This is a genomic window from Paenibacillus sp. D51F, assembly GCF_053345695.1.
Genome location: NZ_JBKFAO010000001.1, coordinates 142,359 through 168,966, shown reverse-complemented (window position 1 = coordinate 168,966; position 26,608 = coordinate 142,359). Strand labels below are relative to the sequence as shown.

The following is a 26,608-nucleotide window of genomic DNA, read 5'->3' as shown; positions in this document are numbered from 1 at the left end:
TTTTGTGCGAGAGGGCTTCTCAGCGAACGACGATCCGGACTCTCGTCCCGTCCGGATATTCGCTCAGCTGGTTGCCGATCCAGGAGCCGGCGCCCCGGTTGTCGGAGGATTTGACATAAGCGACATCGGCGCCGCTGCCTCCTTCGCGACACATCGCCATCGGCCATTCGTCCCGGTCGTATTTCTTTTTGGTCGGAATGCCTTTGAGCGACAGCTTGCGGTTCTCCTCCGCTCCTTCCCGTTCAATCGTGCAGATGGGGGAGGCGCCTTTGGAGACGGCGCTGCGGATATGCTCCGCCGTCTCCGGATAGCGGTCGGACGGAAAATAGATCGTGACGTCGTGGCCCGCAGGAGCGGAAGGCGACTGCTCCCATTCGATGCTGCAGCCGCCTGCGAAGGCGGCCAGCAGGAGCAGCAGGGCCAGGCTCCATAACGGCAAAAGTTTCTTCATGTTGTCGATCCTGTTCCTTTCCGTGGCTTCGCCGCATGTATGTACTAGAAAAGTATACCAGCGCGGAGGAGGAAGAAAAGACTTGAATTGTCCCGACAGGCCCGAAAGGGCTAGTCTAAGCGGCTCCAGGCTTCTATAAACTGTAGAAACGGCCTTTTTGGGCAGATGCGGATCCGCTTGGAGGAGGAGGCATGGGCAAGCTGAAGATCGGAGTGGCGGCGAGAGCGCTGACAGCGGTGCTGATTTTTTTGACGTTGAGCACGGGGACAGCTGCCGCTGCTGAAGGCGGGCTGATTGCGGAAGCGGGAGAGCGGGGGATGCCGGCAGCGATGTCGTTGACCTCGAATTTCGTGTCGATGTCTTCGGAGAGGGCGGACAGCGGTAATCGTCGACTATCCAGCGAAGTTGCGGATTCCGGCGATACAGGTCATGCCGCAGCGGATGCCGGCATGTCCGGCATGGACCATGGCCAACCTGCTGGCGGGGCTGAGACGTTCGGATATGCGGCTGCCAAAGTATTGTCCTTGCTGGCGGCCGGGATCGCCGTCTTCTACTATACGCTTCGAATTCGATGGATGAGGAGCGCGCCGCGCATGCATCTCATGATGGCCTGCATGACGCTCGCGATGGCGGCGGGGCTGACGGGCGGAACGCTGCTCGCTCTCGTCACGGCCAGCTTTTCGCTCTCTGCGATGGCCGCAGCTGCTGCCTGCGCAGCAGCCGGATATATGGCGGGCAGCCCGCACGGAGTCTTGCCTTCTCTTGAAGGAGCTCTTGCCGGGCTCATGGGCGGACTGATGGGAGGCATGATGGGCTACATGTCGCTCGGAGACCATCCATTTGCCGTGCTGGCATTCGTGGATGCGTCGCTTGCTGCGGCAGCGGTCCTGCTGTCGAGGCTGCTCCGGGAGTGCTCGGGCCTGCTTGCCGCCGCCGAACCGAAGGAACAATGGCATGGCGAGGAAGGCGATTCTTTCGAAGAGGGGCTGGTCCAGAAATTCGTGGGCGATTAGGTATAAATGTCCGGAAACCGGGCATCATGAGGATATCGGCGTCGAGAGATGCCGTAGACACCGCGGAGAAGGCTTACGTTTCCCCATAAGCTCTTCGTCCGGTTTCTCCTCTCCCATGATAGGGGCCCCTGCAAAGGGGCTCCGATTTTAATGTTATAAATCCAGTAATATCAAGGGATTTTAGAGTTTTTGGGATTTATATTTTGGGTGATATCTGTTAATTGGGCACCGATTGGGCACCAAATTCTACACACTGAGGCCGTTGGGCACCGTAAAGGGCACCCATCAGGCTTTTTTTCTTGTTGAAGAGGAATTCATCCTCCTTTTTCCGACTTCCCTGCGTAATATTCGGATTAAGTTTCGCGACTAGCTCCATGCCGTTCTCGTTGGTGTAAATAAGGTTTTCCTTCTCCGAATAAGCCGTATCGCCAATGACCGTCTTGACGTCCATCCCCGCTGCTTGGCTCTTCTTGATGAGCATCTGCAATTGCTTGCCGTCATTCTTTTCGCCTGTCGTGATGACAGCTGCCGTGATGCCGTGATGATGAGTTCCTCGGTCATGGCCAGATGCGTCTTATATCCAAAAAAGGCGGAGTCTGCGCTCTTGTGTCCCACTCGCGCATCGGGGTCCGCCGCCAGGGCAAGCTGTTCGATGTCATCCTGGACCGTTTCTTTAAGCAGGTTGAGCGGCTGCAGCACTTTCGGTACTTGGGCGATGCCGGACTCCGTCTCGATGAAGGCGATGAGCTTCTGGCAGTAGGCAATCTCGTCCCCAATGGTGTCAATGGCGTTCTTGGCGGGCATGCGGACTTTGACCGCTTCGTCCATGGCGTAAACAGCCTTCCGCAGCTTCCGCGCCTGATCTTGCAGGATCTCCCGCGGTGTCTTCTGATTGTAACGCGCTTTCGTATGCGTCGCATCCATGATGATGGAGGTGCTTTTCAGGATCTTTTTCTCTAGGGCCAGTTCGACAGTCTTGCGATCAGCAGGTCCAAGAGATTCGTGCCTTTCAACCGCAGCTTGCGGAATTTCGTCAACGAACTCGAGTCGATTGACGTCATCTTCGGGCGCCATGCCGAGGAAGTACTTGAACGACAGATCGTACCGCGAGCGTTCCACGATGTCGACATCCGACAGCTCGAAAATGGCTTTCAAGAGCAAGTATTTGAACATGCAGTTGCATCTATAGCGTTCCTGCCGTTGTCCAAGCTGTAGTTATGTTTGAGTTCATCGTAAATGAACTGAAAGTCCACCAAGTCGTTGATCTGACGAAGCATATTGTCCCTGGGTATAAGGATGTTGTACAGCTTCGCGTATGGACTTAACATGAGGGATTGTTGTTGCCGAATCATCCGTTCACCTGCTCTCCATGATGCTTTTAGTATAAACGAAAAGAGGTGCAGCCTCCTCAATTTCTTGGGGGACTGCACCTTTTCTAGTAAACGGACTTTTTCAGTGGCCTCGGAAGAGGGCCCTCTATTCTTCAAAACCATGAAGAAGAAGTTTAATAACTAAAGAAAGAATGCACGCGAAATGATGACCAGCAAAATGAACAGAACCAGGATTGCAGCCGTGCTCATGCCGCCACCATAGCCTCCAACTTCTCCGCCAACTCCGTAAGACATTGTCATTCCTCCCTTCGATTAGACTTCAGCATCCTATGCTGCTGAAGCAGAGCCGGATTGGACGTTTACCTCTTCGACCTTATTTGGGTTTTGGAGTCGTCTAACCTGGGATCGTAAAAGAAAAGACGAAGAACCTATCGTTCCGCGTCTCTTCTTTGCATGAGGGAACCTGGATTAGTAGTGACAGAATGCGCTAACGATGATGACCAGTAGAATGAACAGGACCAGAATGGCGCCTGTGTTGGAGAACAGATTGCGGTGTTCGAATTCGGACATTTTTCAAACCCCCTTTCTTTGAGTCTGCCCTACTTTATGCTTCGGAATATTGAGATGTTTGGACGGGCGGTATATTTGTGCTTATGCTAGGGTCTGCTCTAGCAGATCATCTCCGGAGTTCGTTAGCTTCTTGATATGAAAAAAAGAGCCGGGGATGCTCCACATTATAGCCGCCGCCATTTTTCTGCCCTTGGTGTTGAATGCGGCCGACATTCAGGAGATCATGGGTATAGGTTTAAAACAGACATACGAGCTCTTGAACTCTGGGAAATTTCATGTCGTTCGCACTGGACGAATGATCAAAGTACCTCGGGAAGTATTCTTAAGTTGGCTAAATGGGGATGAGGAATGATGGGGAAGAGTTGGGCACTAATTGGGCACTAATTGGGCACCCAATTCATATATCCGTACCCAAAAAGCACAATTCTACATTATGGGTAAATGAGAAAACCCGCAATATACAAGGATTTCTCCCATGATAAGGGCTCCCCCGCAAGGGGCGCCTGATTTTTGTTGGAATCACTGTAATATCAAGGGTTTCTGAGTGACCTGTCTAGCAATAATAGGACCAGTTTCAATAAACGGGCTCAAATTCTACGTACTGAAGCCATTGGGTACGCAAAAGGCGCCCCCTCAGGCCTTTTTCTTGTTGAATGTCACAACGATATCGTCGAATACACCAGTTACTGCTTGATCTGCTGACTCGAATATGATTGTACACATAGGGCAGGCAATTCGTTGAGTGGATTTATTTTCAAGGAATAGCGGTCAGAGCCTTTTTTGCCGGACCATGGATCGCCTGTGGTAATACCTGCTTGCAGTAGATCCGCTTGGCAGTCGTACTAATGCTGATCCCAGCGCCGGCCGACGAGGTGGATTGTGATTGTATCCGTCCTACGTTCATTCACAACCTATGCTGTCCTTCATTTCTTCCTCTAAGCAAGGACTACCCAGCAGTGAGTTACGACTGGTTGGCTCCTGATCTTGATTCAAGAGTTCCCGCTAATTTATACTTCCAATTTGTCCGATAAGTTCAGTTGGGGTGAAGCGATTTGGACAAGTTTTTAGAGATGATGTTAGGCGAGGCATATAAACTCGGGCTTAAGAAGCTGTTCGGCGTTCGTCGAGAAGAAAGGAATGACGGAGGCGGTTGCGGCTGTTTCTTATGGATCTTGCTGTGGGCAGTTGGCATTCCGATAGCCATACATCATGGCAGTGATTTGTGGGTGGGCATTCTTATCGCAGCTCCTTTTGTACTTGCCTTGTTTATGAGTGCGCCAGGATGTGTAACGATCCTTATTCTTCTTGTGTTGTTCATGTATTTCGCGGCTAAGATGACAGGTTTTTGGCCTAATTAATACATATTACTCTTCCCGAGCAGATAAGCTGCATTGTTGAGGATGATCAATATTCTTCCACGTATTAAGAAACTTGTTCTTAATACGTGGAAGAAGGGGAAGGCGGATCAGGCTATGGGTCAGTTTTTCTTATGGGACAAGAAGGCAAAAGTTAATTAGTATACAGTGGGACCGGATATCTTAAAACCGTAGGAGCAAATGGTGCAGGCATCAATCATGACACTGGTCAGGGGGCTTCTATGACGAGCCATTCTCATGACATACTCGCGATGGTACAATGAGGAACGTTGAACTCATTCGCGAAGGGGTTAGGGGAACGATGAACAAGCATTACGAGCAGGTGAAGCAATTCCACGCCGCCTTCGGCGCTCCGGTCGCGGAAGCTCCGACGATGGCTTTCAGAGGAGAAGGGGAGGCCGTCGCCGAAGCCGGGCGGGCGACCGAGGAGCTGGCAGGCCGGATGAAAGCCGCCTCCCTTCAAGGGCAAGGAGGAAGGGCGCTGGCGAGAGCATCCTGGATGACCGAGGAGATCGACGAGTTTCTGGCGGCGGAGACGGTCGAGGATCAGGCCGACGCGCTGATCGACCTGATGTACTTCGCGCTCGGGACCTTCGTCGAGATGGGCGTGGAGCCGGAGAGGCTGTTCGAGATCGTGCATTCCGCCAATATGGCCAAGCTCGGGCCGGACGGCAAGCCGATCTACAACGAGCAGGGCAAAGTCGCCAAGCCGGCCGGCTGGCAGGCGCCGGAGCCGCAGCTGATCGCGGAGATCGAGCGGCAGAAGCAGACGGCGAAAGTCTAGCCGCTGAAAAAAAGCTGCTTTCAGCTTGGCTGAAACGATAGCATCGAACCCTCTCCGAACTGGAGGGGGTTCGTGTTTTTTAATGGTCTGTTTGAATGGGCCATAACGGACAGATCGGGGGGCAAAATCCATGCAGCCTGCTGAATACTTTGAGACCGCAGCGGAAGCGTGCTTGATCCATTAAGGCACTCTTCCCTTCAAGCAGAAAAGGCAAAAAAAGACAAAGCCGACGGCTCTGACTTTTTTCCGTCCAAGCGCATTTCGTCCGGCACAATCGGGAATCCCAATATCATCATCGGCTGGAAGCGAATCGGAGGAATCGGGATGGATGGAGTCAAGGATGAACGGCGCGGGCATCTGCCGGAAATAGAGGGATCCGAGGGGCAGGCACGGCCTTCCAAGCTGCTCGCGGCAGCTCTCGGAGGCGTCAACGAAATCGGCAAGAACATGTATATGCTTCAGTGCGGAGACGATATCGTCCTGATCGACTGCGGCTCCAAGTTTCCGGACGAAAGCCAGCCCGGCGTCGATCTGATCGTGCCGGATCTGTCCTATCTGATCGAGCGCAAGGAGCAGGTGAGGGCGCTGCTTGTCACCCACGGGCATGAGGACCATATCGGAGGCATTCCGTATTTATTGAAGCAGCTGCCTGTGCCGGTGTACGCGACGAGGCTGACGATGGGGCTGATCGAGATCAAGCTGAAGGAGCATGGCCTGATGGGCGGAGCGCAGCTTCATGTCATTGACGCGGACTCGGCCGTCGAGCTCGGCAGCTGCTTCAGGGCGGCTTTTTTCACGATCAGCCACAGCATCCCGGACTGCCTCGGAATCGTCTTTGATACCCCTCAGGGAACGATCGTGCATACGGGGGATTTCAAGTTCGACATGTCTCCGGTCAGCGGTCCTTATCCCGATCTGCACCGGATGGCCGACATCGGCAGCAAGGGAGTCCAGCTGCTCCTCTCCGAGAGCACCAACGCCGAAAGGCCGGGCTTCACGCCATCGGAGAGGGTCGTCGGAGGCCATATTCTGGATGCCTTCTCCAAGGCGAAGCAGAGAGTGTTCCTGTCCACCTTCGCCTCCAATGTCAACCGGGTGCAGCAGGTCGTCGACGCCTCGGCCGCGACAGGACGCAAGCTGGTGCTGCTCGGGAGAAGCATGGTGAATGTGGTGGATGTCGCAGCCTCTCTCGGGTACTTGAACGTGCCGGAGGAGCTGATCATCGACGCCGGCGAAGCAGAGGATTATGCGCCTGAGCGGATTGCCGTGCTGTGCACCGGCAGCCAGGGAGAGCCGATGGCGGCGCTTGCCAGGCTGGCCGCAGGGAGCCACCGCCAGATGGCCGTAGCTCCCGGGGACACCGTAATCATCGCGGCAGGCGCGATTCCGGGCAACGAGCGGAGCGTCTCCCGGATCATCGACCATTTGTATCAGATCGGAGCGAACGTCATTTATGGAGCGGGAAGCGCGACCGGCATGCATGTATCTGGACATGGCAGCCAGGAGGAGCTGAAGCTCATGCTGACCTTGATGAAGCCGCGATATCTCATACCGGTCCACGGAGAGTTCCGGATGCTGCATCAGCACCGCTTGCTGGCGGAAGCGGTCGGCATTCCGCAGGAGCGCGTCTTCATCCTGAACAACGGCGATACGGTGGAGCTGGCTGACGGCGAGGCGAGCAAGGGAAAATCGATTCCGGCCGGAAGCAGCCTGGTCGACGGCCTCGGACGGGATGTAGGCCAGATCGTGCTGCGGGACCGCAGGCAGCTGTCCGGCGACGGCATGCTCGTCGTCGTGGTGACGCTGAGCGAGTACGACGGGCGCATGCTGGCCAAGCCGGAGATCATCTCCCGCGGCTTCGTGTTCGTCCGGGACAACGAGGAGCTGATGGCCGGCATCCAGGAGCTCGTGCTGAAGACGGTGAACGGCTTGGAAGAAGAGCGGCCGGGCAGGTGGAGTCTCGTCAAGCGTTCGCTCAAGGATGATCTGGCCCGCTATATTTACGCCCGGACGAGAAGAAGGCCGATGATCCTGCCGATCGTCATCGAGGTATAGAGCCGGTCAGCTAGAGGATCTTCTCCCCGAAAAGGGAAGCCAGCAGCTCGACCGCCAGGCGGGCCGTCCGGTTCCCCCTGTCGAGCCGAGGGTTGACCTCCACCAGCTCCGCCGAGGTGAGCAGGCCGGTTTCATGCAGCAGTTCCATGGCCAAATGGGCTTCACGGTATGACAGGCCGCCGCGCACCGGCGTGCCGGTGCCGGGAGCCTCTCCGGGATCGACGCTGTCGATGTCGAAGCTGAGATGGACGCCGTCCGATCCGTTCGAGACAATCGCGATCGCCTCCTTCATGACGTCGGCCATGCCCCTGCGGTCGATGTCATGCATGGTGAAGCAGGCGATGCCGAGACGGCCGATGATTTCCCGCTCCCCCTCGTCGAGGGAACGGGCGCCGACAAGCGCGATGCGCTCCGGTTGGAGCTTCGGGGAATAACCCCCGACGGCGGCCAGGTCCGGATCTCCGAGACCGAGGCAAGCCGCGAGCGACATGCCGTGAAGATTGCCGGACGGGGTGGTCGAAGGAGTATTGAGATCGGAATGGGCGTCGATCCACAGGACACCCAGCCTCTCACGGCGGGAGGCGAGGCCGGCTATCGTCCCGATGGCGATGCTGTGGTCGCCGCCGAGTATGAGGGGGAAGCCCCTGTCGGCTGCGGTAGCGGCTGCCGCAGCCGTTTCTTCGGCCATTGCCAGCACCCGGCCCCAATGCTTCATGCCGGGAGCGCTTCGGAAATCGGCCTGCAGGTTCGCCGCCGGGACGCGGGGGAGCAGAACGGCTTGCCGGCCCAGGCCGGCAAGCCGATCGGCAAGGCCTGCCTGGAGCAGCGCTTCGGGGCCGGATGCGGCGCCACCGCGCCCGGCGCCGTAATCGAACGCCACGGGCAGGATGCTGACGGGCACAGTTGGATTCATCGACATTCTCCTCTCGTCGAAGCAGGGCAGCGTGCCTTCAGCTCCGCTTGAACAGGTTCCTCAGGACAAAGCCGACATTTTCGGGGCGCTCCGCAAGCCTCCTTACGAAATACGGATACCACCGCTCTCCGTAGGGCACATAGCAGCGGACGGTATATCCTTCGGCGGCAAGCCGTTCCTGCATGGACATCCTCATTCCGTACAGCATCTGGAACTCGAAGGCTCCCCTCGAGACTCCGCGCCGGGCCGCGTAAGCCTTGGTCCAGCGGATGATCTCGTCGTCATGCGTGGCCACGGCGGTGTACACGCCGCTGTCCAGCCGCATCCGGATCAGCCGCTTGAAGCTGGCCGAGACGGTGTCCGGCTTGGCGAACGCGATGGCCCGGCTTTCCTTGTACGCCCCCTTTACGAGCCTCAGATTGATGCGGGCGTTGCTGAGCTTGCGCACATCCTCGGCGCTTCGGTACAAATAGGCCTGGATGACCGTTCCGGTATTGGTCAGCCCTTCCTTATACAGCTGGCGCACGAGCTCGATGGTGCGTCCCGTATAGGGACTGTCCTCCATGTCCAGCCGCACGAATGCCCCTCTAGCCTTGGCTTCCCTGGCGATCGCCGTGATCCGCTCCAGGCAGGAGGCTTCATCCAGGGCAAGCCCCATCTGAGTCGGCTTCAGCGACACGTTGCCGGACAGCCCTTCCAGATGCAGCCGCTGCAGCAGCAAAATATAGGCGTCCCGGTAGGCATCCGCTTCGTCCAGCGTCTTGATTCCTTCCCCGAGATGATCCATCGACACTTGGATGCCTTTATCCCGCAATCGGCACGCGGCTGCAACCGCTTCGTCCAGCGTCGTTCCAGCAACGAAGCGGGAAGCTCCGAGCTTCATGCCGACTTTATGGGCTGCAGCCTCTACAGCGCCGTTGCCGGCGAGTCCAAGCAGCACCGAACGGTAAATTTTGTTGCCCAATTCCATCGAGCCCTCACCCTCCCCTCCGCCGGCGCTTGTGGCGCGAGCGGCTCCAAGTCATGTTCAAGGCCGGTCATGATTATATATAGGCAGAGTGCCTGACACCCATGACTGCAAGCCAAAAGGACATACGGAGGCGAACGATATGTTGGAACCGTTCCGCAACGAGCCGCTCACCGATTTCCGCGACGACCGCAACCGCTCGCTGTTTCATGCGGCGCTCGATGAAGAGCGCGGACGCCAGGGCCAGACCTATCCGCTTCTGATCGGAGGCCGGGAGAAGTTTGAAGGAGCGGCGGCAGATTCCCTAAACCCGGCACGCTATGGAGATGTGATCGGACGGGTCGTCCAGGCGGACCTGCGGCAGGCGGCGGAAGCGGTGGAATCGGCCCATGCAGCCGCAGCCGGCTGGGCGCGGGAGCCGTTCGCCGTGAGGGCGCGGATTCTATACCGCGCGGCGGCGCTGCTCAGGAGGCGCAAGCACGAATTTTCCGCGCTCATGGTGCTGGAGGCGGGCAAGCCCTGGGGGGAAGCCGACGCCGATACGGCGGAGGCGATCGACTTCCTGGACTATTACGGCCGCGAGGCCGAGCGCATCGGCGCGCCGCAGCCGCTGATCCGCCTGCAGGGGGAAGACAACGAGCTTCTCTACATCCCGCTCGGCACCGGGGTCGTCATTCCGCCGTGGAATTTCCCGCTCGCGATCATGGCCGGCATGACGGCGGCCGCGCTCGTCTGCGGCAATCCGGTCGTGCTCAAGCCGGCCAGCCCGACAGCGGTAATCGCAGCGAGGTTCGTCGCGCTGCTGCTGGAAGCGGGACTGCCGGAGCAGGTCATCCAGTTCGTGCCGGGACCGGGATCGGTCATCGGCGACGCGCTGGTGGATCATCCCCTCGCCCGGTTCATCAGCTTTACGGGATCGCTGGAGACGGGACTGCGAATCCATGAGAGAGCATCGCGGCTGGCCAAAGGCCAGCGCTGGATGAAGCGAGTCATCGCGGAGCTTGGCGGCAAGGATGCGATCGTCGTCGACAAAAGCGCCGATCTCGAGGCGGCCGCGGAGGCGATCGCAGCATCGGCCTTCGGCTTTTCGGGGCAGAAATGCAGCGCCTGCTCCCGCGCGATCATCCATGCCGACGTCTATGACCGGGTGCTGGAGGATGTGGTGCGGCGCGCCTCGGGGCTGCGGGTCGGTGACCCGGCCGAATACGGCACCGACATGGGGCCGGTCATCGACAAGGCGGCGCTCCGCAAGATCGCGGACTATGTGGAGATCGGCAGCGGCGAAGGCAAGATCGTCTGGGGCGGCGGCACCGACGACAGCTTCGGCTATTTCGCCCAGCCGACGATCATCGAGGGGGTGGACCGCAAGGCGAGAGTAGCCCAGGAGGAAATTTTCGGGCCTGTTCTGGCGTTCATCCAGGCGGACGATTATGGAGATGCGCTGGACATCGCCAATGATACGGCTTACGGCCTTACCGGCTCGGTATTTTCAGGCAAGCGGGCGCATCTGGAAGAGGCACGGCGCTCCTTCCATGTCGGGAATCTGTACTTGAACCGCAAATGCACCGGCGCTCTCGTCGGCGTGCATCCGTTCGGAGGCTTCAATCTGTCCGGCACCGATTCCAAGGCTGGCGGCAGCGATTATCTGCTGCAGTTCACGCAGGCGAAGGCGATATCGGAGAAGCTGTAGGGAGCGGAAGGGTCGCTGCGGCACATCCAAAGCAGAAATAAAGAGCAGTCGAAGCAGCGGGCATGGCAAAAAAGTCCGGACCGTCAGCGGAAGAGCCGACGGCGTCCGGACTTATCCACGTTTCAGGCCTCCATGGATGTCTCTGGCTCTAGGCTTGGAGCAGCCAAAGAGCGGGGACATTCGGAGGCTCCCAGCCTTGAAGCGAAGTATGCGGCTGGCGGCATGAATACGTTTTGCCGCCGTAGGTGGCGAGATCGCCGGTTTTGTAGGCGACGCCCGCAGCCCAAGCCTGCGCGCCTGCGGCATCGGTGGACGCCGTCACGGCAGCGGCGGGAGAGACGTTGCCGGCGGCGTCCTTGGCCTTGACCGTGAACGTATAGGAGGTTCCGGCGGCCAAGCCCGATACGGTGACGCTCGTGCCGGATACGGCCAGCTGCTGGCTGCCGTAGGCGACGGTGTATCCGGTCACGCCGACATTGTCGGTCGATGCGGTCCAGGACAGCGATATGGAGGAGGAGGTCTTGCCTGCGACGGCCAATCCCCCAGGGGCGGTCGGAGGCGACGTGTCGCCCGAAGCCGCGCTCGTGCGCACATTCAGCGCCGCGCTGGCGGCGGATAGATTGCCGGCGGCATCCTTCGCCTTGACGGTAAACGAATAGCTTGTATCCGGAACGAGGCCGGTGATGACGGCGGAAGTCCCGGACGCATTGAGCTGGGTGGAGCCGTAGCTCACGACGTAGCCGGCCACGCCGACGTTGTCGGTCGAAGCGGTCCAGGACAGCGACACGCTGGTGGAGGACACGCCTGTCGACGCCAGATTGGCCGGGGCGGATGGCGGCTGCGTATCCGGCGCCTGGGGAGCGATCGCGTTCAGATAGGCCCGGTGCTTGGTGGAGAACTCGAAGCTGTTGAATTTATCCCAATTGATCGACCAGGTCATCAGTCCGCCGAAGTTCGGATAGCCGGTCGAGCTGCCTCTCGTTTTGTACGAGGACAGCTGCTTGCCCTTGATGAGGGCGTCGAGTGCCGTCTGCACATCCGCTACGGATGTGAATCCGCCGCCGGCATTGCCGTTGGCCGGCAATCCGAGAATGACCTGCTCCTGCTTGAGCGCAGGGAATACCTGGCTGGCGTTTTTGGCGACGGGGAAGCCGGTCAGCAGCATATCGGCCATCGCGACATGGAAGTCGGCGTTGCCCATCGTGTGGTATTGGTCGTCAAGGCCGGTGATCGGGCCGGAATTGTAATTCTGCACCTGCAGCCAGTCGAGGATGTCCCGGGTGGCGTGGATGACGGGCAAATAGGCGCCGGCGCGCGAGTCGCAGCTGATGCAGCTGCCGCCATAGAACGAATAGCCGAGCTGGACGAAAAACGTTTCCGGAGCCATCGTCAGAATGAAGCTGCCGGTCCCGTATTTTCCGTTGATCGACTTCAGGGCGCTGATCAGGTTGACGATGACCGGCGTCGTCGGATTGCGGAAGTCCGAATCGCCGGCGTTCAGATAGAGGGAATGTCCCTCGAAGTCGACGTCGAGGCCGTCGAAGCCGTATTTATCGATGATTCCGGTTACAGAGGATACAAAGGCGTCTCTTGCCGCGGCGGTCGCAAGCTGAACCTGCCCGTTGGCGCCTCCGATGGAGATAAGCACTTTTTTGCCTTTGCTTTTCAAGTAAGCGACATCCGCCTTGAAGTCCGTATCGGTATAGTTGAATGGAACGAAACCGATGCTGCCCGTCGTGCTGCCTCCGACCGGCTCCGCGAAGGAAACGTTGACGACGTCGAAGTCGGGCGAGACGTCGCGCAGGCGGATGAAGCCGGAGCCGTTGTCGAAGTTGTGCCAATAGCCGACGATTTTGTATCCGCCTGCAGGAGCGGCCGAGGCGCGGGACGGAAAAGCGGCCATGCTCAGGATCGACGCAGCCAGGACGGCCAGGCTGAGCCAGGCGGCCAGCAGGGATCTTCGCGCCATGGAAGATGGATAAGCGTACATAATGAAGCCTCCTCAAAAGGATTCGGAATTCGGGCTTTGCGCCGCTTCTGTCAAGCGGCTGAACCTGCTCGCGGGCTGCCTGTTCGGGCTGTCGGATCATGCCTCCTTTCGAAGGAATGGAACAAGGGGAGACGATGCGTCTTCAGCGCAGAGTCCTTGACGCTGATTCTATTATCAGGGGCGCTGGCTGCCGGCAGAAGGGAGAAGTTACGATCGTGCAGGGGATAATTTCCTCTTGAGCTGCATGGCGAGGCGCCGATGCGGCCTAGGGGACAGGCTGGATCGGGCTGTCGGGCACGCTTCCAAACGCATCGGCGGTTGTGGTACGATAGCAGGGCAAATGGGCGGCGGAAGCCGCTAGAAGCAGGAGGGGCAGGCACGAATGAGAGTAATCGCGGGCGAGGCCAAGGGCAGGCCGCTGAAGGCGGTACCGGGCATGAATACGCGTCCGACGACCGACAAGGTGAAGGAAGCCGTGTTCAGCATGATCGGCCCTTATTTTGAAGGTGGATGGGCGCTGGACCTGTTCGCCGGCACGGGAGGCCTCGGCATCGAGGCGCTGAGCCGCGGCATGGAGAAGGCGGTCTTCGTCGATCAGGATAGGACGAGCATTGCGGTCGTCAAGGCCAATGTAGAGGCGGCAGGCATGTCCGGGCGCGCCGAAATATATACGAACGACGCCGGAAGGGCGGTCAAGGCGCTCGCGAAGCGGGAAATATCGTTTGCGGCCGTATTCCTTGATCCGCCCTACCGGCTGACCCATATGGATGCGCAGATCATGGAGCTGCAGGAGCGGCTGCTGCTCGCTGACGATGCGGTGATTGTGGTGGAGCACGACGCAGGGCATGCATACCCCGAAGTCATCGGCGGCTGCGAGCAGACGAGAAGAGTGCAATATGGCGAGACGGCCGTGACCGTATATCGGTATCGGCTTCAACAGACGGAGGTAGCGTATACAGATGGGAACTAATTCGGGCGGAACACAGGACGGCTTGAAGGAAGAGGACGGATTGATCCTAAGCGGCAGGGTGGCTGTCTACCCGGGAAGCTTCGACCCCGTCACATGCGGGCATCTCGACATCATCCAGCGGGCGGCCAGGCAATTCGATACGGTTATCGTGGCCGTTCTGAACAACACGAGCAAAAACCCGCTGTTCTCCGTCGAGGAGCGTCTCGAGCTGCTGGCGGAGATTACCCGGGACATCCCCAACGTGGAGATCGACAGCTTCCGCGACCTGACCGTCCGCTTCATGCGCTCGCGCGGAGCGCGCACGATCGTACGGGGCATCCGGTCGGTGACGGACTTCGAATACGAGCTGCAGCTGGCGTCGATGAACCATCAGCTCGACGGCGACATCGAGACGATCTTCATGATGACGAATCCCAAATACTCTTACCTCAGCTCCAGCATCGTCAAGGAGATCGCCCGCTTCCATGGAAGCGTCAAGGATCTCGTTCCGCCTGAAGTGGAGAGGGAGCTCGAACGCAAATACGCAGACCGGCAGCCTTGAGCAGCCGGTCTGTTGTCGCTAGGCTCGTCGGCGCAGTCCGCGGACGGCGGCCGAGAGCAGGAGCAGCGCTGCCAGAATGACGGCCCAGGCTGCGGCGGAATAAGGAAGGGATGGCCAAAGAGAGGCCGGCAGAGCTTGCTCCCAGCCGGACTTGCCGGGAGAAAGAAAGGCTGGACGCGCGGCGGAAGCGGCTGTCTCAACGAAGGAGGCCAACGCGCTCAGCGGTCTCCATAGAACGAGCGTCAGGCCGGCGGCAATGACGGAGGCGAGCAGCCTGGCCCCGGCCAGCGGGAGCAGCCGCAGTCCGGTTCCCGACGACGCTCCGGCTGCCTGGAGCAAGGAGCAGAGCCCGCCCCATGAGAGCGCAGCGGCAATGGCTGCCGCCTGCAGCAGCGAGGACGGCTCTGGAGCGTGCCAGCTTGCGAGGGCGTTCATGCCGAGATGGACTTCCGCGAGCGAGATCATGAGCGGCCCTTGAACAGCCTCGGGAAGAAACGGCTGCAGCAGCCGGATGACAACGGCGGCCAGGATGATGAGTCCGCCGGCGTTCATGAGCTGCTGCACGGCGCCGGTGACGCCGTCGCCTAAAGCTTTGCCGAAGGAGCGGCCGTCCCGTTTCCTGCCTTCTTCCATGGCGAGCACAATGCGCCAAGCCGCTCCTTTTCCGGCCTCAGCCGCTGCTTGCTCCTCCAAGCGAGGGACCTCCGCAGGCTTCCGGCTCACGATGCTTACGATCATGCCGGAGATGAGACTGGACAGCCACAGCAAGGGCATGAGCATGAGCCCGAACTGAGGCTGATGGAGGAAGCCGGCGCCGACGACGACGATGACGAAGATCGGATTGGGGAGATGGGCCGCAGCGAGCAGCCGCTGTCCTTCCGAGCGAGTCAAGCGTCCGCTGGATACAAGCGAGGCGGCTGCCTGGGCTCCGGCAGGGAAGCCTCCTGTCCAGCCTTGGACGAGGCCCCAGCCTGCCGCTCCGGGAAGCCGCAGCAGCCTTGTCGTCAGCGGAGCCAGCATAGCTCCGATAGCGTCGACGAGGCCGAAGGCGAGCATCAGCTCGGCAAGCACGAGGAAGGGAAGCAGCGAGGGGAAGACGAAGTTCCACCAGAGGGACAGGCCGGATAGCGACGCTTGAAACGCTTCGGACGTTCCTCCGACGATGGCTGCGACGAGCAGGACGGCGGCGCAGGCGGTTAGCAGAGTACGCAGCATGAGGGAAGCCTCCTAGCGGGATGGAATGGTCGGCCGATGGTTGTCCGCGGACAAACGGTACCTAACTATACGCCTCGCGCGGACAGGTTAGAACGCCCGTGCTCCTGTCTTGGAAGAGTCGGTCCGCTCAGGGTCGGCCGCCTCGCTGCCCGCAGCTGCGATCAACAAGAAGGAGGCTTTGCTCCATGCGTTCCCAATCAACCGGTTTGCCGGCCGCCAGGTCCCGGCGACAATCGGGAGCTGCCCGCAGGCTGCTGCCGCTCGCCGCTTTAGGCGCGGTCCTGCTTCTTTGCGCCGTGCCGCGTCCCTATTACATCGTAAAGCCGGGCTTTGCGCTGGATGCGGCCGGGCTGCTCCCGCCGGGCCAGGCAGGAAGCGGCAAGGGAAGCTGGCTGTATACGGCCATCCGGGTTGACGATGCCAGCGCCGCCGAAGCGGTGGCCGCATGGCTATTCAAAGGCCGTCAGGTGATGGAGAAGAGGGTTTTGCTGAGGGGCGAGTCCGAGGCTGATTACATGGCCGGCATGAAGCTGGTCATGGAAGCTTCCCAAGCCGACGCAGCCGAGGCTGCCTACCGGCTGTCCGGGACTTCTTATCTCCGCATTCCGGAGAAGGTCGTCGTTCTGGAGGGGGGCCGCTTGGGAAAAGGAGCGGAGCTCGCGGCGGGCGATCTCGTCACGAGCTGCGCCGGAAGTCCCGTCGAATCCTTGTCCGGTCTGGCGGCTTGCCTGGACGCTGCCGCCGCTCGCGGAGGCGCCGGCTTGGAGCTTGCGCGTGGTTCGCGGACAATCACCGTTCATGTGGATATGAACCGGGACGAGCTGAGAGCGTATGCCGAAGGGCTGCGGGGAATGGCTGCCGGAAGGGAGGGGGAGGCCGGAACGGAAGCCGAAAAAGCGTCCGCTGCTCTTGCGGCGGGCGCTCCGACATGGGGAGAAGTGCGAGTCATCAAAGACGAGGAGACCGGACTCCCGCTGGAATGGAAGGAAGCCTCCGCAGGCGGACCGTCCGCAGGATTGATGATGGCGCTGGCCGTGTACGATCGCTTGACTGCGGGAGACGGCACCGGCGGCCTGAAGGTTGCCGGAACCGGAACGATGTCTCCGGACGGCTCGGTCGGAGCTGTCGGCGGCGTCGTCCAGAAGGTCGCAGCCGCAGCGGCTGCCGGAGCCGAGCTGTTCCTCGTCCCTCCGCAGGAAAGGCGAGAGGCGGAGGCATCGGCGATGCAGCTGCATACGCCGATGAAGATCGCCGCGGCCGCGACGCTGGAGGCTGCGGCGGAGGCTGTCGCCGCGCAGGCGAGGCTGCGGGAGTAGCCGTTTTTCCCAAAGCAGATCACTCCAGACGGACGGGAGGCTCGTAATAGTCGCGGAACAGCTCTTTCGGCCCTGGCGGGGCCATTCCGCCGCGGCCGGCGGAAGCGTACACGGCTGTCGCCCGCACGTCCAGCTCCAGCATGGGGAGCCCTTGCGGAGCTCTCGCGGCGCTGAGCAGAACGGGCGCCGAAGCGGAGCGCCTCATCCGCGCCAGCAGCTCCCGGCCTTTGGGGGTGAAGCCGAGCACGCGGATGTAGCCCGGCCCCCCGCTCAGCCGTTCGGGAGACAGCTCGTCCTTGCGCAGGTCCAGCAGCACGCCGAGCAGGGCGCGCTGGAGCCTGGTTCTCGTGTAGCGCTTCGTTTTCATCGCCTGCAGCAGCGCCTCCATGCCGGCGGCTGGCAGCTGCCGAAGGCTTGACAGCAGGCGATGCTCGAGTCCCTCGCCCATGCCGAGGATGCTTGCGAGCGAAGCCGGCGTTCCGGTCAGGATTCGATGCAGCAGCTGGGGGAAATAATCGTCCCAGGAGCGCGGAGCGTTTCCGTCCTGCCATTCGCGCTCCAGCACCTCGATCGTGCCGGGAGGCACGAACGGCGCAAGCGAGGAGAGGCTGCTTCCTGCGGAGAGCTTTTTCCTGAGGGCGGTCGCGCTTGCGATGGAGCCGGATTCCGCTACCGGATCGTGGTAGCCGGCTCCTTCGCGGCGGATCGTAAGCGGCTCCATCCGTCCCTTCAGCCGCCGCAAGGCGATCAGGTAGTGAAGGCCGAGCGTCTGATTCGGAAGCGCAAGCTCCTCCGGAGCCAGGCCCAGATCGGCGGCGTCTCCGGATAGGGCCATATAGTCCATCAGGGCGGAGGAATACGCGGATGGATAAGGCGCGCCTTCTCCGAGACGATGGCGCAGCAGGGAGCGGAATTCGGCCGGCTCGTCCGCCAGCAGACCGGCTGCGCGGCTCAGCGGCTCAAGCCTTCCGCTCTCGCTGCCGAAGCAGAACGCGTCGACGACGCCGGTCGACTCCAGCACCGCGACGGCGCCGTGCGCGAACCATTCGGCAGGCTGCACGGAATAGGCGAGCGGAAGCTCCAGCACGAGGTCGCAGCCTCCGAGCAGAGCGGTGCGCGCACGCGCCCACTTGTCCATGAGCGCGGGTTCGCCGCGCTGCAGGAAATGGCCGCTCATGACGGCGACGACGGCATCGGCGCCCGCGGCCTCTACGGATTTTTGCAAATGATAGGCATGGCCGTTGTGAAAAGGGTTATACTCGACGATAAGACCAGTTGTGCGCATAATACACCTCGACAAATCGGCAGATTTCCGCTTTACTATAGCATGAAATGTCCCGAGCGGTAATCGGTGGGCTTTTGGTTGACAAATGGTTCCCGCGCTCGATATAATAAATTTTGTTTGTTTGGAGTGATCTTATGGAATTTCGTGTTATGGAAGTTGTTTCCAAAGGGGTCGAGCACAGCTTCAACGAAGAGCTGGACATGCAGGAGCTTTTGGGCGACCGCAAGGACGTCCTGTCCGCTAGTCCGCTTCGCGCCAGCCTTGCCGTCCGTCCTTTCGACGGGACCGCGCAGGTAAGCGGAGAGCTGAGCGCCGATCTCACAATGGCTTGTTCCCGATGCCTGGAGCCGACCGAGGAGCATATCGTCATTCCGATCGAAGAACGGTTTGCCCATGTTTCCGCGGTGAAGGACATCAACGAGGACGAAGATCTGATCATCGTAAGTGAGGACAAGGTCGACCTGAAGCCTTATGTCGAGGGCACCATGCTTCTCTATCTTCCGATGTCTCCGCTGTGCAGCGACGACTGCAAGGGGCTTTGTCCGGATTGCGGGATCAATCTCAACGAGCAATCATGCGGCTGTTCCCAGGATAAGATCGATCCGAGGTTCGAGGCGCTTAAGAAGCTTCTGGAGTAGGACTTGGCATGATTGTCGGCGGAAGCCGCCCATTCTTTTAAGGAGGTGTTAGACAATGGCAGTACCACAACGTAGAACGTCCAAAACCCGCCGCGACAAACGCCGCACGCACTTCAAGCTTGCAGTGCCGGGCATGGTGAAATGCGAGCAGTGCGGAGAGCTCAAGCTGGCTCACCATGTTTGCAAAGTATGCGGATACTACAAAACCAAAGAGGTTATTTCCCAGTAGTCTCTTGCCGTTCCCGTCACGGGGACATTCTCGAAGCGCTCCGCCTCTGTGGCGGAGCGTTTTTTATTGCCCGGGGGCAGGCGCTGTGCGCCTTGCAATGCCGTCTGGCGGCAGGGTGCGGGGAGTCCATTGCGGCCATCGGCGATTTTCTATATACTGAATTGGTACCAGGTGTTAAAAATGAGACGGTCGAAGGTGGTGGCGGTATCGAGCGCCTGCCGAAGAAGCAGCGGCACCAGCAGCTGCTGGGCCTGTTGAACGACAACCCGTTCGCCACGGACCGGGAGCTGACCAGGCTGCTTAGAGTAAGCATACAGACGATCCGGCTGGACCGGATGGAGCTCGGCATTCCGGAGCTGCGCGAGCGGATGAAGCTGATGGCCGAGCGTTCCTACGATTCCGTGCGTTCGCTTCCGCTGGACGAGGTCATCGGCGAGATCGTGGACCTGCAGCTCGACAAAAGCGGAATTTCCCTGTTCGAAATCGGCGAGGAGCATTCGTTCTCTCGGACCGGCATTGCAAGGGGCCATCATATTTTCGCCCAGGCCAACTCGCTTGCCGTCGCCGTGATCAACGACGAGATCGCTTTGACGGCTACCGCCGATATCCGTTTTCTCCGGTCCGTCCGGCTGGGGGAGAAGTGCATCGCCAAAGCGTACGTCCGCTCCAATACAGGGCAGCGGAGCAAGGCGAAGGTGGAAGTATTCTCCTATGTCGGAGACGAGATGGTTTTCGAAGGCCATTTCGTCATCCATCGTTCGGGGGGAGAAGCGGCCGCGCCAGAAGGAGGAGAATAGCGTGAGAATTGCCATCGATGCGATGGGAGGCGACCATGCGCCCGGCCAGATCGTGCTTGGCGCGCTGGAAGCGGCCCGCCAGTGGCCGGATACGGAAATCCTGCTGGTGGGGGATGAGGCTGCGATCGAGGCTGCCCTTGGGGGGCAGTCGGCGGCCAATCTGACGGTTCAGCATGCATCCGAGAAGATAGGAAGCGACGAAGAGCCGGTAAGAGCGGTCCGCCGCAAGAAGGACGCCTCGATGGTGGTGGCCGGACGGATGCTGAAGGAAAATTCCGTCGATGCCATGCTGTCGGCCGGCAATACGGGCGCCTTGATGACAACCGGCCTGCTTGTCGTCGGCCGCATGCCCGGAATCGAGCGGCCTGCGCTGGCGACCGTGCTGCCGACGATGGACAATAAGGGCGTGCTCGCTCTGGATCTCGGCGCCAATATGGATGCCAAGCCGGAGCATCTGATGCAGTATGCGGTGATGGGGAGCATTTACCGCTCCAAGGTCGAAGGCATCGAGCGGCCGCGCGTCGGCTTGCTGAGCGTCGGCACCGAAGCTTCCAAGGGCAACGAGCTGACGAAGGCTGCCTACGGCTTGATCGAGGCGGCGCCCGTGCATTTCATCGGCAACGTGGAATCCAGGGACGTCATGCAGCGCAACTGCGACGTCCTGGTCTGCGACGGATTCGCCGGCAATATATTGCTCAAGACGATGGAGGGCACGGCAGGCGCCGTCATGAAGGAGATCAAGGGGGCCTTCACGAAGTCCCTGATGACGAAGCTTGCCGCAGCCATCATGATGCCGGGGCTCAAGGGCCTTCGCGACAAGATGGACTACTCCCATCACGGGGGGGCTCCGCTTCTCGGCTTGAACGGCCTTGTCGTCAAATGCCACGGCTCCTCCAATGCGGCCGCCGTCAAGAACGCGGTCCGGATAGCCCGGACCGCGCTGCAAGCCGGCCTTATCGAGACGGTAGCCGCGGAAATCAGCGGAAAAGAGGACTTATCATGAATCTAATCCCAGTCGGTATTATCGGTACGGGCAAATACGTTCCGGAACGAGTGTTGACCAATAAAGATCTCGAACAGATGGTGGAAACGAACGACGAGTGGATCGTCACCCGCACCGGCATGCGTGAACGCCGCATCGCGGCGCCGGACCAGGCGACCTCCGATCTCGCCTACGAGGCTTCCGTCAAGGCGCTTGACAGCGCGGGCATAACGGCCGAGGACCTGGACTTGATCGTGGTGGCGACGGTCACCCCGGACATGTTCTTCCCGTCCACGGCCAGCCTGCTCCAGGATCGGCTCGGCGCCAAGCGCGCAGCCGCTTTCGACCTGTCCGCCGCATGCTCGGGCTTCATCTACGGCCTGGCGACGGCAGCCAACATGGTGGCGACCGGAATGTACAGGAAAGTGCTGGTCGTCGGGGCCGAATGCCTCTCGCGGATTACGGATTACACGGACCGCAATACATGCATCCTGTTCGGCGACGGAGCGGGCGCTGTCGTGCTCGGCGAAGTGCCGGCCGGCCGCGGCTTCAAGTCCTTCGATCTCGGCTCGGACGGCTCCGGCGGGCATCTGCTCAAGATTCCCGGAGGCGGATCGCGCATTCCGTCCACGGCGGAGTCGGTCGAGGAGAAGCATCATTTCCTCAAGATGGCCGGAAACGACGTCTTCAAGTTCGCAGTCCGGGTCATGGGCGCCGCAGCCGACGACGCTCTGCGCAAAGCCGGCCTGACCAAGCAGGACATCGACCTGCTCATTCCGCATCAGGCCAACATCCGCATCATCCAGGCGGCGCTGAACCGGCTCGACCTGCCGGAGGAGAAGGCCGTCATCAACCTCGACCGCTACGGCAACGTGTCCGCCGCATCGATTCCGCTCGCCCTTTGCGACGCCGTCGAGCAAGGCAGAGTATCCGAGGGAGACACGCTGCTCATGGTGGGCTTCGGCGGCGGCCTTACTTGGGGAGCGGCGGTCCTGGTCTGGTAAGCAAGCCTTTCAGCGAATTTCCGTGAAGGAAACCATTTGATCGGAGGAGCATCTTTGAGCAAAATCGCGTTTGTATTTCCGGGGCAGGGAGCTCAGGCAGTCGGCATGGGACGGGATCTGTACGAGTCCAATGCCCGCGCCAAAGCCGTATTCGACGAAGCCGACGCGGCACTGGGCTTCCCGCTGTCCGATATCATATTCAACGGCCCTGACGAGGCTCTCAAGCAGACGGCCAACACGCAGCCCGCGCTGCTGACGACGAGCGTGGCGTTTCTGGAAGCATTTCGGGAGTCCGGCATTATGCCGGCTTATGCCGCGGGCCACAGCCTTGGCGAATACAGTGCGCTGGTGGCCGCAGGCTCGCTCGGCTTCGCCGATGCGGTCCGCACCGTTCGCGCCAGAGGCGAGTTCATGGAGCAGGCCGTTCCTGGAGGACAGGGAGCCATGGCGGCCGTCCTCGGCGCCGAGCGCGGACCGCTTGCGGAGCTGTGCGCTTCGATCACGGCCGAAGGCAAGCCGGTGGAGCTGGCCAACGTCAACTGTCCGGGACAGATCGTCGTGTCGGGCAGCGCAGAGGGCGTTGCGGCAGCTGTAGAGAGGGTCAAGGAGGCCGGAGCCAAGCGGGCGATTCCGCTCGAAGTGAGCGGCCCCTTCCATTCCTCCCTGATGAAGCCTGCAGCCGTGCGGCTGGCCGAGGTTTTGGAGCAGGTGGAGTTCAAGGACGCGCAGTATCCTGTCGTCGCCAATGTGAACGCGGCAGCCGTGCAGGCGGCCGTCGACATCCGCAGGCTGCTGGTGGAGCAGGTCTATTCTCCCGTGCTGTGGGAAGATACGGTCCGGATGCTGATCGCCGAGGGTGTGGACACATTCGTCGAGATCGGATCGGGCACCGTCCTGGCGGGGCTCATCAAGAAGACGGACCGCGGAGCTCGCGTCATCAACGTGAACGGCGCCGATTCGCTTGCGGCCGCGATTCAGGAGCTTGCCTAGAATACAGCTTGCAGCGGCGTCAGGCTCATGCCTGCGTCGGCAGCATCAGCAGTCATTTAGATAGGAGGAACACGCCATGTTTGCAGATTTGACGGGCCGCACGGCCCTCGTGACAGGCGCTTCCCGCGGCATCGGCCGCGCGATCGCGATCGCTCTGGCAGAGGCCGGCGCCGACGTCGCGGTCAATTATTCCGGCAGCGAGGCGGCGGCTGCGGAAACGGCAGCCGCTATCGAAGCCCTCGGCCGCAAAGCGGTGATCCTCAAAGCCAACGTAGGCAAGGCCGCCGAGTTCGACGAAATGGTCAAGTCCGTCCTGGACGCCTTCGGGAAGCTCGACATCCTCGTCAACAACGCCGGCATCACGCGCGACAACCTGATCATGCGGATGAAGGAAGAGGAGTTCGACCAGGTCATCGAAACGAATCTGAAGGGCGTCTTCAACGGCATCAAAGCCGTTACCCGTCCGATGATGAAGCAGCGTTCGGGCCGGATCATCAACATTTCTTCCGTTGTCGGAGCGATGGGAAATCCGGGTCAGGCCAACTACGTCGCCGCCAAGGCCGGCGTCATCGGCCTCACCAAGTCCGCCGCCCGCGAGCTGAGCTCGCGCGGAATTACGGTGAACTGCATCGCTCCGGGCTTCATCGAGACGGAAATGACGGACAAGCTTCCCGAGGACGTCAAAGGCTCCATGATGGGCGGCATTCCGCTCGCCCGTCTCGGCAAGCCGGAGGATATCGCGGCTGCCGTCCGTTTCCTGGCGTCGTCGGAGGCTTCTTATATGACCGGCCAGACGGTGCATGTCGACGGCGGCATGTACATGTAATGACAGCATTCGGGCAATGATAAGTCGCTGCCGGCGATCGGCGGGCATTCCACGCGCCTGGCGGGACGGGGCAAGCCGACAGACCGGGGCTGTCCTGGCCTTCCGGGCGGAAAGCGGCCGCCGGCGGCAAGGAAACGTTTGCGGTCTGGCATTTTAAATTGGATTCTCGTATAATACCATGGAGGAGGTGAACCGGATGTCCGAAGTAGTGGATCGCGTCAAACGCATCGTAGTGGATCGTCTTGGCGTAGACGAGGCGGAAGTTACCCTCGAAGCTTCTTTCAAGGATGACCTCGGCGCTGACTCGTTAGACGTCGTTGAACTCGTCATGGAGCTTGAAGATGAATTCGACCTGGAAATCTCTGATGAAGATGCGGAGAAGATCACGACGGTGGGAGAAGTAGTCAATTACATACAATCTCATACGTAATTGTCCACGAGAGTCCCGTTTCACGACGGGACTTCTCTCTTCATCACCGCATGATTATCCCGCGGCCCCTTCAAGCCGTTTGATCGGCGGCCATTCTCTCCCTGATTCTCCAAACGTTATCCGCACATGCGCTCGTCCCGGATCGGGACCGAGGCGCCATATCCGAACTCACTAACCTGCATGCTGCAGCTGCGATGGTCAAGCCCGCTACGAAGCGGCGCACGGCCCGTATGCTGATGGATAGATATAGTTGCAAGACGGCGCAAGACGAGCCGTCCACATTGCCGTTCTCCGAGGTGAATTGAATGAATAAACGAGTGGTAGTAACAGGCTTGGGCGTATTGACTGCCCTTGGCGACAACAAAGAGCAGTTCTGGAGCAGCCTGATGGAAGGCAAATCCGGCGTATCGGAAATCGAATCATTCGATATTTCCGAATACCCGACCAAGATCGCGGCCGAAATCAAAGGCTTCGACCCGGAGAGCTACGGTCTCGACCGGAAAGAAGCGCGCCGCATGGACCGCTTCGTCCAGCTGGCTGTCGTGGCGAGCCTCAAGGCTGTCGAAGACTCCGGCCTGCGCATCGGCGAGAACAGCGATGCCGAGCGCACAGGGGTCATGGTCGGCTCCGGCATCGGGGGCCTCGGCACTTGGGAAGACCAGCACAGCGTGCTGCTGGAGAAAGGGCCTAAGCGCGTCAGCCCGTTCTTCATTCCGATGATGATCGCGAACATGGCTTCCGGCCAAGTATCGATGGCAACCGGCGCCAAGGGTCCCAATACGACCGTGGTAACGGCATGCGCGACGGGTACCCATACGATCGGGGATTCGTTCAAGATGATCCAGCGCGGCGACGCCGATGTCATGATCTGCGGCGGCGCGGAATCCACGATCCGCCCGATGGCGATGGCCGGCTTCTGCTCCATGCGCGCCATGTCGGTACGCAATGACGAGCCGCAGAAGGCAAGCCGTCCATTCGATGTCGACCGCGACGGATTCGTCATGGGCGAAGGCGCAGGCGTCCTGATCCTGGAATCCATGGAGCATGCCGAGGCGCGAGGAGCCCATATCTATGCGGAAGTGATCGGCTACGGCATGAGCGGAGACGCCCATCATATGACGGAGCCGGATCCGGACGGAGCGGCCCGCTGCATGAAGATGGCGCTGCGCGACGCCAAGCTGGAGCCGGAGAGCATCGATTATATCAATGCGCACGGCACGTCGACGCCGGTCGGCGACAAATCCGAGACGACGGCGATCAAGAATACGTTCGGAGAGCATGCCTACAAAGTCGCCGTCAGCTCCACCAAGTCGATGACGGGACATCTGCTCGGCGCCGCAGGCGGCGTTGAGGCGGTCATCCTGGCGCTGACGCTGCAGAACGGAGTCATCGCTCCGACGATCAACCTCGACAATCAGGATCCGGAATGCGATCTGGACTACGTGCCCAACGTTCCGCGCCAGGCGGATGTCCGCACGGCGCTGTCCAACTCCTTCGGATTCGGAGGCCACAACGCGACGATCATCATGAAGAAATATGAAGCGTGAGCGATTCCAGGACCTGCAGCGCCAGCTAGGCCTCGCCTTCGCCAAACCCCAGCTGCTCAGACAGGCCTTCACGCATACTTCTTACGTGAACGAACATCGCGATACCGTAACCGAAGATAATGAAAGGCTCGAGTTTCTAGGCGACGCCGTGCTTCAGCTGCTCGTGTCCGAGCATCTGTTCCAGACTTATCCCGAGCGCCCGGAAGGGGATCTCACCCGGATGCGGGCGGCGATCGTCTGCGAGCCTTCGCTGGCCAGATTCGCCGAGCGGCTTGATTTCGGCTCGTTCGTCCGTCTGGGCAAAGGCGAAGAGCAGCTTGGCGGCAGGCAGCGCCCTGCGCTGCTGGCCGATCTGTTCGAAGCGTTTGTCGGCTCGCTTTATTTGGACGCCGGGGTCGACGCGGTCAGGGACTTTCTCCGCCGGGTGATGTTCGCCAGGCTGGAAGGCAATGAGGGCCTCTCCGGCAAGGATTACAAGTCCAAGCTGCAGGAGCGCGTGCAGAACCTTTCCCTTGGCGGCGTTGAGTATCGCGTTGCCGAGGAGCGCGGTCCGGCCCATGACCGGGAGTTCGTCGTTCATGTCCTTGTCGGCGAGGAGATTCGCGGGCGGGGCATCGGACGCACCAAGAAGGAAGCGGAGCAAAAGGCCGCTGAGGAGGCTTGGCAGGCTGTTTCGGAGCCGCAGGCCGATTAGCACC

27 protein-coding genes and 1 pseudogene are annotated in these 26,608 nt (G+C 60.4%); 19 read left to right on the top strand and 9 right to left on the bottom strand.

The genetic code is table 11. The features are described from left to right. Positions 1-19: 19 nt before the first annotated feature. Positions 20-451 carry a NucA/NucB deoxyribonuclease domain-containing protein gene (locus tag ACLBWT_RS00800; RefSeq protein WP_447661215.1) on the bottom strand — a complete coding sequence of 144 codons (432 nt, stop codon included), beginning with the start codon at positions 449-451 and terminating at the stop codon, positions 20-22. 191 nt (positions 452-642) lie between these two features. Here ACLBWT_RS00800 and ACLBWT_RS00795 point away from each other — a divergent pair, with 191 nt between their 5' ends. Beyond that, positions 643-1,464 carry a hypothetical protein gene (locus ACLBWT_RS00795; RefSeq protein ID WP_447661214.1) on the top strand — a complete coding sequence of 274 codons (822 nt, stop codon included), beginning with the start codon at positions 643-645 and terminating at the stop codon, positions 1,462-1,464. Between the two features lie 298 nt (positions 1,465-1,762). Here ACLBWT_RS00795 and ACLBWT_RS00790 read toward each other — a convergent pair. The 3 genes and pseudogenes from ACLBWT_RS00790 to ACLBWT_RS00780 all read right to left on the bottom strand — a co-directional run. Beyond that, positions 1,763-2,816, bottom strand: a pseudogene (locus ACLBWT_RS00790) (transposase); the annotation flags it as partial. Between the two features lie 159 nt (positions 2,817-2,975). Beyond that, on the bottom strand, positions 2,976-3,089 hold the full coding sequence (locus tag ACLBWT_RS00785; RefSeq protein ID WP_447661213.1) for a YjcZ family sporulation protein: 114 nt from the start codon (positions 3,087-3,089) through the stop codon (positions 2,976-2,978). 174 nt (positions 3,090-3,263) lie between these two features. Next, positions 3,264-3,365, bottom strand: coding sequence for a YjcZ family sporulation protein (locus ACLBWT_RS00780; RefSeq protein ID WP_447661212.1), 102 nt, complete (start codon positions 3,363-3,365; stop codon positions 3,264-3,266). 154 nt (positions 3,366-3,519) lie between these two features. Between ACLBWT_RS00780 and ACLBWT_RS00775 the strand changes: the two genes are divergently transcribed. From ACLBWT_RS00775 to ACLBWT_RS00760, 4 genes are all read left to right on the top strand, one after another. Beyond that, positions 3,520-3,717: a helix-turn-helix domain-containing protein gene (locus ACLBWT_RS00775; protein ID WP_447661211.1), complete on the top strand. Its 198-nt coding sequence runs from the start codon at positions 3,520-3,522 to the stop codon at positions 3,715-3,717. A 700-nt stretch (positions 3,718-4,417) separates the two neighbouring features. Continuing rightward, positions 4,418-4,723 carry a hypothetical protein gene (locus ACLBWT_RS00770; RefSeq protein WP_447661210.1) on the top strand — a complete coding sequence of 102 codons (306 nt, stop codon included), beginning with the start codon at positions 4,418-4,420 and terminating at the stop codon, positions 4,721-4,723. A 319-nt stretch (positions 4,724-5,042) separates the two neighbouring features. Further along, a complete protein-coding gene (locus tag ACLBWT_RS00765) occupies positions 5,043-5,525 on the top strand; it encodes a pyrophosphohydrolase domain-containing protein (RefSeq protein WP_447661209.1) in 483 nt (160 codons plus the stop codon). A gap of 324 nt (positions 5,526-5,849) precedes the next feature. Beyond that, the gene (locus ACLBWT_RS00760; RefSeq protein ID WP_447661208.1) at positions 5,850-7,580 is read left to right on the top strand and encodes a ribonuclease J; all 1,731 of its coding nucleotides are present in this window, start codon (positions 5,850-5,852) and stop codon (positions 7,578-7,580) included. A 10-nt stretch (positions 7,581-7,590) separates the two neighbouring features. Here ACLBWT_RS00760 and rocF read toward each other — a convergent pair whose 3' ends face one another. After that, on the bottom strand, positions 7,591-8,493 hold the full coding sequence (gene rocF / locus ACLBWT_RS00755) for an arginase (RefSeq protein WP_447661207.1): 903 nt from the start codon (positions 8,491-8,493) through the stop codon (positions 7,591-7,593). Positions 8,494-8,530: 37 nt separating this feature from the next. Next, on the bottom strand, positions 8,531-9,463 hold the full coding sequence (locus ACLBWT_RS00750) for a proline dehydrogenase family protein (protein ID WP_447661206.1): 933 nt from the start codon (positions 9,461-9,463) through the stop codon (positions 8,531-8,533). A 139-nt stretch (positions 9,464-9,602) separates the two neighbouring features. On the opposite strand from ACLBWT_RS00750, the gene pruA reads away from it, so the two are divergent. Then, positions 9,603-11,150, top strand: coding sequence for an L-glutamate gamma-semialdehyde dehydrogenase (gene pruA, locus ACLBWT_RS00745; protein ID WP_447661205.1), 1,548 nt, complete (start codon positions 9,603-9,605; stop codon positions 11,148-11,150). 148 nt (positions 11,151-11,298) lie between these two features. On the opposite strand, the gene ACLBWT_RS00740 is transcribed toward pruA, so the two are convergent. Continuing rightward, a complete protein-coding gene (locus ACLBWT_RS00740) occupies positions 11,299-13,053 on the bottom strand; it encodes a fibronectin type III domain-containing protein (RefSeq protein ID WP_447661660.1) in 1,755 nt (584 codons plus the stop codon). 469 nt (positions 13,054-13,522) lie between these two features. Here ACLBWT_RS00740 and rsmD point away from each other — a divergent pair, with 469 nt between their 5' ends. After that, positions 13,523-14,110, top strand: a complete 588-nt coding sequence (gene rsmD / locus ACLBWT_RS00735; protein ID WP_447661204.1) for a 16S rRNA (guanine(966)-N(2))-methyltransferase RsmD — start codon at positions 13,523-13,525, stop codon at positions 14,108-14,110. Then, a complete protein-coding gene (coaD, locus tag ACLBWT_RS00730; RefSeq protein WP_083436665.1) occupies positions 14,100-14,651 on the top strand; it encodes a pantetheine-phosphate adenylyltransferase in 552 nt (183 codons plus the stop codon). The genes rsmD and coaD overlap by 11 nt, the downstream gene beginning before the upstream one ends. Before the next feature lie 18 nt (positions 14,652-14,669). Here coaD and ACLBWT_RS00725 read toward each other — a convergent pair whose 3' ends face one another. Next, positions 14,670-15,866: a hypothetical protein gene (locus ACLBWT_RS00725; RefSeq protein ID WP_447661203.1), complete on the bottom strand. Its 1,197-nt coding sequence runs from the start codon at positions 15,864-15,866 to the stop codon at positions 14,670-14,672. Between the two features lie 185 nt (positions 15,867-16,051). Between ACLBWT_RS00725 and ACLBWT_RS00720 the strand changes: the two genes are divergently transcribed. Further along, positions 16,052-17,182 carry a S16 family serine protease gene (locus ACLBWT_RS00720; RefSeq protein ID WP_447661202.1) on the top strand — a complete coding sequence of 377 codons (1,131 nt, stop codon included), beginning with the start codon at positions 16,052-16,054 and terminating at the stop codon, positions 17,180-17,182. A 19-nt stretch (positions 17,183-17,201) separates the two neighbouring features. Here ACLBWT_RS00720 and ACLBWT_RS00715 read toward each other — a convergent pair whose 3' ends face one another. Continuing rightward, positions 17,202-18,467 (bottom strand): nucleotidyltransferase, encoded by a 1,266-nt coding sequence (locus ACLBWT_RS00715; protein ID WP_447661201.1) that lies wholly within the window; start codon positions 18,465-18,467, stop codon positions 17,202-17,204. Positions 18,468-18,601: 134 nt separating this feature from the next. Between ACLBWT_RS00715 and ACLBWT_RS00710 the strand changes: the two genes are divergently transcribed. The 10 genes from ACLBWT_RS00710 to rnc all read left to right on the top strand — a co-directional run bounded on the left by ACLBWT_RS00710 (position 18,602) and on the right by rnc (position 26,604). Beyond that, the gene (locus ACLBWT_RS00710; protein ID WP_447661200.1) at positions 18,602-19,105 is read left to right on the top strand and encodes a YceD family protein; all 504 of its coding nucleotides are present in this window, start codon (positions 18,602-18,604) and stop codon (positions 19,103-19,105) included. Positions 19,106-19,160: 55 nt separating this feature from the next. Continuing rightward, a complete protein-coding gene (rpmF, locus tag ACLBWT_RS00705; RefSeq protein ID WP_021880971.1) occupies positions 19,161-19,334 on the top strand; it encodes a 50S ribosomal protein L32 in 174 nt (57 codons plus the stop codon). A gap of 215 nt (positions 19,335-19,549) precedes the next feature. Next, positions 19,550-20,131, top strand: coding sequence for a transcription factor FapR (gene fapR, locus ACLBWT_RS00700; protein WP_447661659.1), 582 nt, complete (start codon positions 19,550-19,552; stop codon positions 20,129-20,131). A gap of 1 nt (position 20,132) precedes the next feature. Further along, positions 20,133-21,134, top strand: coding sequence for a phosphate acyltransferase PlsX (plsX, locus tag ACLBWT_RS00695; RefSeq protein ID WP_447661199.1), 1,002 nt, complete (start codon positions 20,133-20,135; stop codon positions 21,132-21,134). Next, positions 21,131-22,117, top strand: a complete 987-nt coding sequence (locus tag ACLBWT_RS00690; protein ID WP_447661198.1) for a beta-ketoacyl-ACP synthase III — start codon at positions 21,131-21,133, stop codon at positions 22,115-22,117. Before plsX ends, ACLBWT_RS00690 begins: the two co-directional genes overlap by 4 nt. 54 nt (positions 22,118-22,171) lie before the next feature. Next, positions 22,172-23,107: an ACP S-malonyltransferase gene (fabD, locus tag ACLBWT_RS00685; RefSeq protein ID WP_447661197.1), complete on the top strand. Its 936-nt coding sequence runs from the start codon at positions 22,172-22,174 to the stop codon at positions 23,105-23,107. A 76-nt stretch (positions 23,108-23,183) separates the two neighbouring features. Then, a complete protein-coding gene (fabG, locus tag ACLBWT_RS00680) occupies positions 23,184-23,933 on the top strand; it encodes a 3-oxoacyl-[acyl-carrier-protein] reductase (RefSeq protein ID WP_447661196.1) in 750 nt (249 codons plus the stop codon). A 196-nt stretch (positions 23,934-24,129) separates the two neighbouring features. Continuing rightward, positions 24,130-24,363: an acyl carrier protein gene (acpP, locus tag ACLBWT_RS00675; RefSeq protein WP_021880976.1), complete on the top strand. Its 234-nt coding sequence runs from the start codon at positions 24,130-24,132 to the stop codon at positions 24,361-24,363. A 305-nt stretch (positions 24,364-24,668) separates the two neighbouring features. Further along, positions 24,669-25,910 (top strand): beta-ketoacyl-ACP synthase II, encoded by a 1,242-nt coding sequence (gene fabF, locus ACLBWT_RS00670; RefSeq protein ID WP_447661195.1) that lies wholly within the window; start codon positions 24,669-24,671, stop codon positions 25,908-25,910. Further along, positions 25,900-26,604, top strand: coding sequence for a ribonuclease III (gene rnc / locus ACLBWT_RS00665; protein ID WP_447661194.1), 705 nt, complete (start codon positions 25,900-25,902; stop codon positions 26,602-26,604). The genes fabF and rnc overlap by 11 nt, the downstream gene beginning before the upstream one ends. The last annotated feature ends 4 nt before the right edge of the window (positions 26,605-26,608 follow it).

Coding starts and splice junctions, on each gene's coding strand:
- coaD (WP_083436665.1), top strand. CDS start 14,100: ATGGGAACTAATTCGGGCGGAACACAGGACGGCTTGAAGGAAGAGGAC.
- fabG (WP_447661196.1), top strand. CDS start 23,184: ATGTTTGCAGATTTGACGGGCCGCACGGCCCTCGTGACAGGCGCTTCC.
- ACLBWT_RS00740 (WP_447661660.1), bottom strand. CDS start 13,053: ATGGCCGCTTTTCCGTCCCGCGCCTCGGCCGCTCCTGCAGGCGGATAC.
- ACLBWT_RS00760 (WP_447661208.1), top strand. CDS start 5,850: ATGGATGGAGTCAAGGATGAACGGCGCGGGCATCTGCCGGAAATAGAG.
- ACLBWT_RS00780 (WP_447661212.1), bottom strand. CDS start 3,365: ATGTCCGAATTCGAACACCGCAATCTGTTCTCCAACACAGGCGCCATT.
- ACLBWT_RS00800 (WP_447661215.1), bottom strand. CDS start 451: ATGAAGAAACTTTTGCCGTTATGGAGCCTGGCCCTGCTGCTCCTGCTG.
- ACLBWT_RS00715 (WP_447661201.1), bottom strand. CDS start 18,467: ATGCGCACAACTGGTCTTATCGTCGAGTATAACCCTTTTCACAACGGC.
- ACLBWT_RS00785 (WP_447661213.1), bottom strand. CDS start 3,089: ATGTCTTACGGAGTTGGCGGAGAAGTTGGAGGCTATGGTGGCGGCATG.
- rnc (WP_447661194.1), top strand. CDS start 25,900: ATGAAGCGTGAGCGATTCCAGGACCTGCAGCGCCAGCTAGGCCTCGCC.
- ACLBWT_RS00765 (WP_447661209.1), top strand. CDS start 5,043: ATGAACAAGCATTACGAGCAGGTGAAGCAATTCCACGCCGCCTTCGGC.
- fabF (WP_447661195.1), top strand. CDS start 24,669: ATGAATAAACGAGTGGTAGTAACAGGCTTGGGCGTATTGACTGCCCTT.
- ACLBWT_RS00775 (WP_447661211.1), top strand. CDS start 3,520: ATGCTCCACATTATAGCCGCCGCCATTTTTCTGCCCTTGGTGTTGAAT.
- ACLBWT_RS00710 (WP_447661200.1), top strand. CDS start 18,602: ATGGAATTTCGTGTTATGGAAGTTGTTTCCAAAGGGGTCGAGCACAGC.
- rocF (WP_447661207.1), bottom strand. CDS start 8,493: ATGAATCCAACTGTGCCCGTCAGCATCCTGCCCGTGGCGTTCGATTAC.
- ACLBWT_RS00795 (WP_447661214.1), top strand. CDS start 643: ATGGGCAAGCTGAAGATCGGAGTGGCGGCGAGAGCGCTGACAGCGGTG.
- ACLBWT_RS00690 (WP_447661198.1), top strand. CDS start 21,131: ATGAATCTAATCCCAGTCGGTATTATCGGTACGGGCAAATACGTTCCG.
- ACLBWT_RS00720 (WP_447661202.1), top strand. CDS start 16,052: ATGCGTTCCCAATCAACCGGTTTGCCGGCCGCCAGGTCCCGGCGACAA.
- rpmF (WP_021880971.1), top strand. CDS start 19,161: ATGGCAGTACCACAACGTAGAACGTCCAAAACCCGCCGCGACAAACGC.
- ACLBWT_RS00750 (WP_447661206.1), bottom strand. CDS start 9,463: ATGGAATTGGGCAACAAAATTTACCGTTCGGTGCTGCTTGGACTCGCC.
- pruA (WP_447661205.1), top strand. CDS start 9,603: ATGTTGGAACCGTTCCGCAACGAGCCGCTCACCGATTTCCGCGACGAC.
- rsmD (WP_447661204.1), top strand. CDS start 13,523: ATGAGAGTAATCGCGGGCGAGGCCAAGGGCAGGCCGCTGAAGGCGGTA.
- acpP (WP_021880976.1), top strand. CDS start 24,130: ATGTCCGAAGTAGTGGATCGCGTCAAACGCATCGTAGTGGATCGTCTT.
- ACLBWT_RS00725 (WP_447661203.1), bottom strand. CDS start 15,866: ATGCTGCGTACTCTGCTAACCGCCTGCGCCGCCGTCCTGCTCGTCGCA.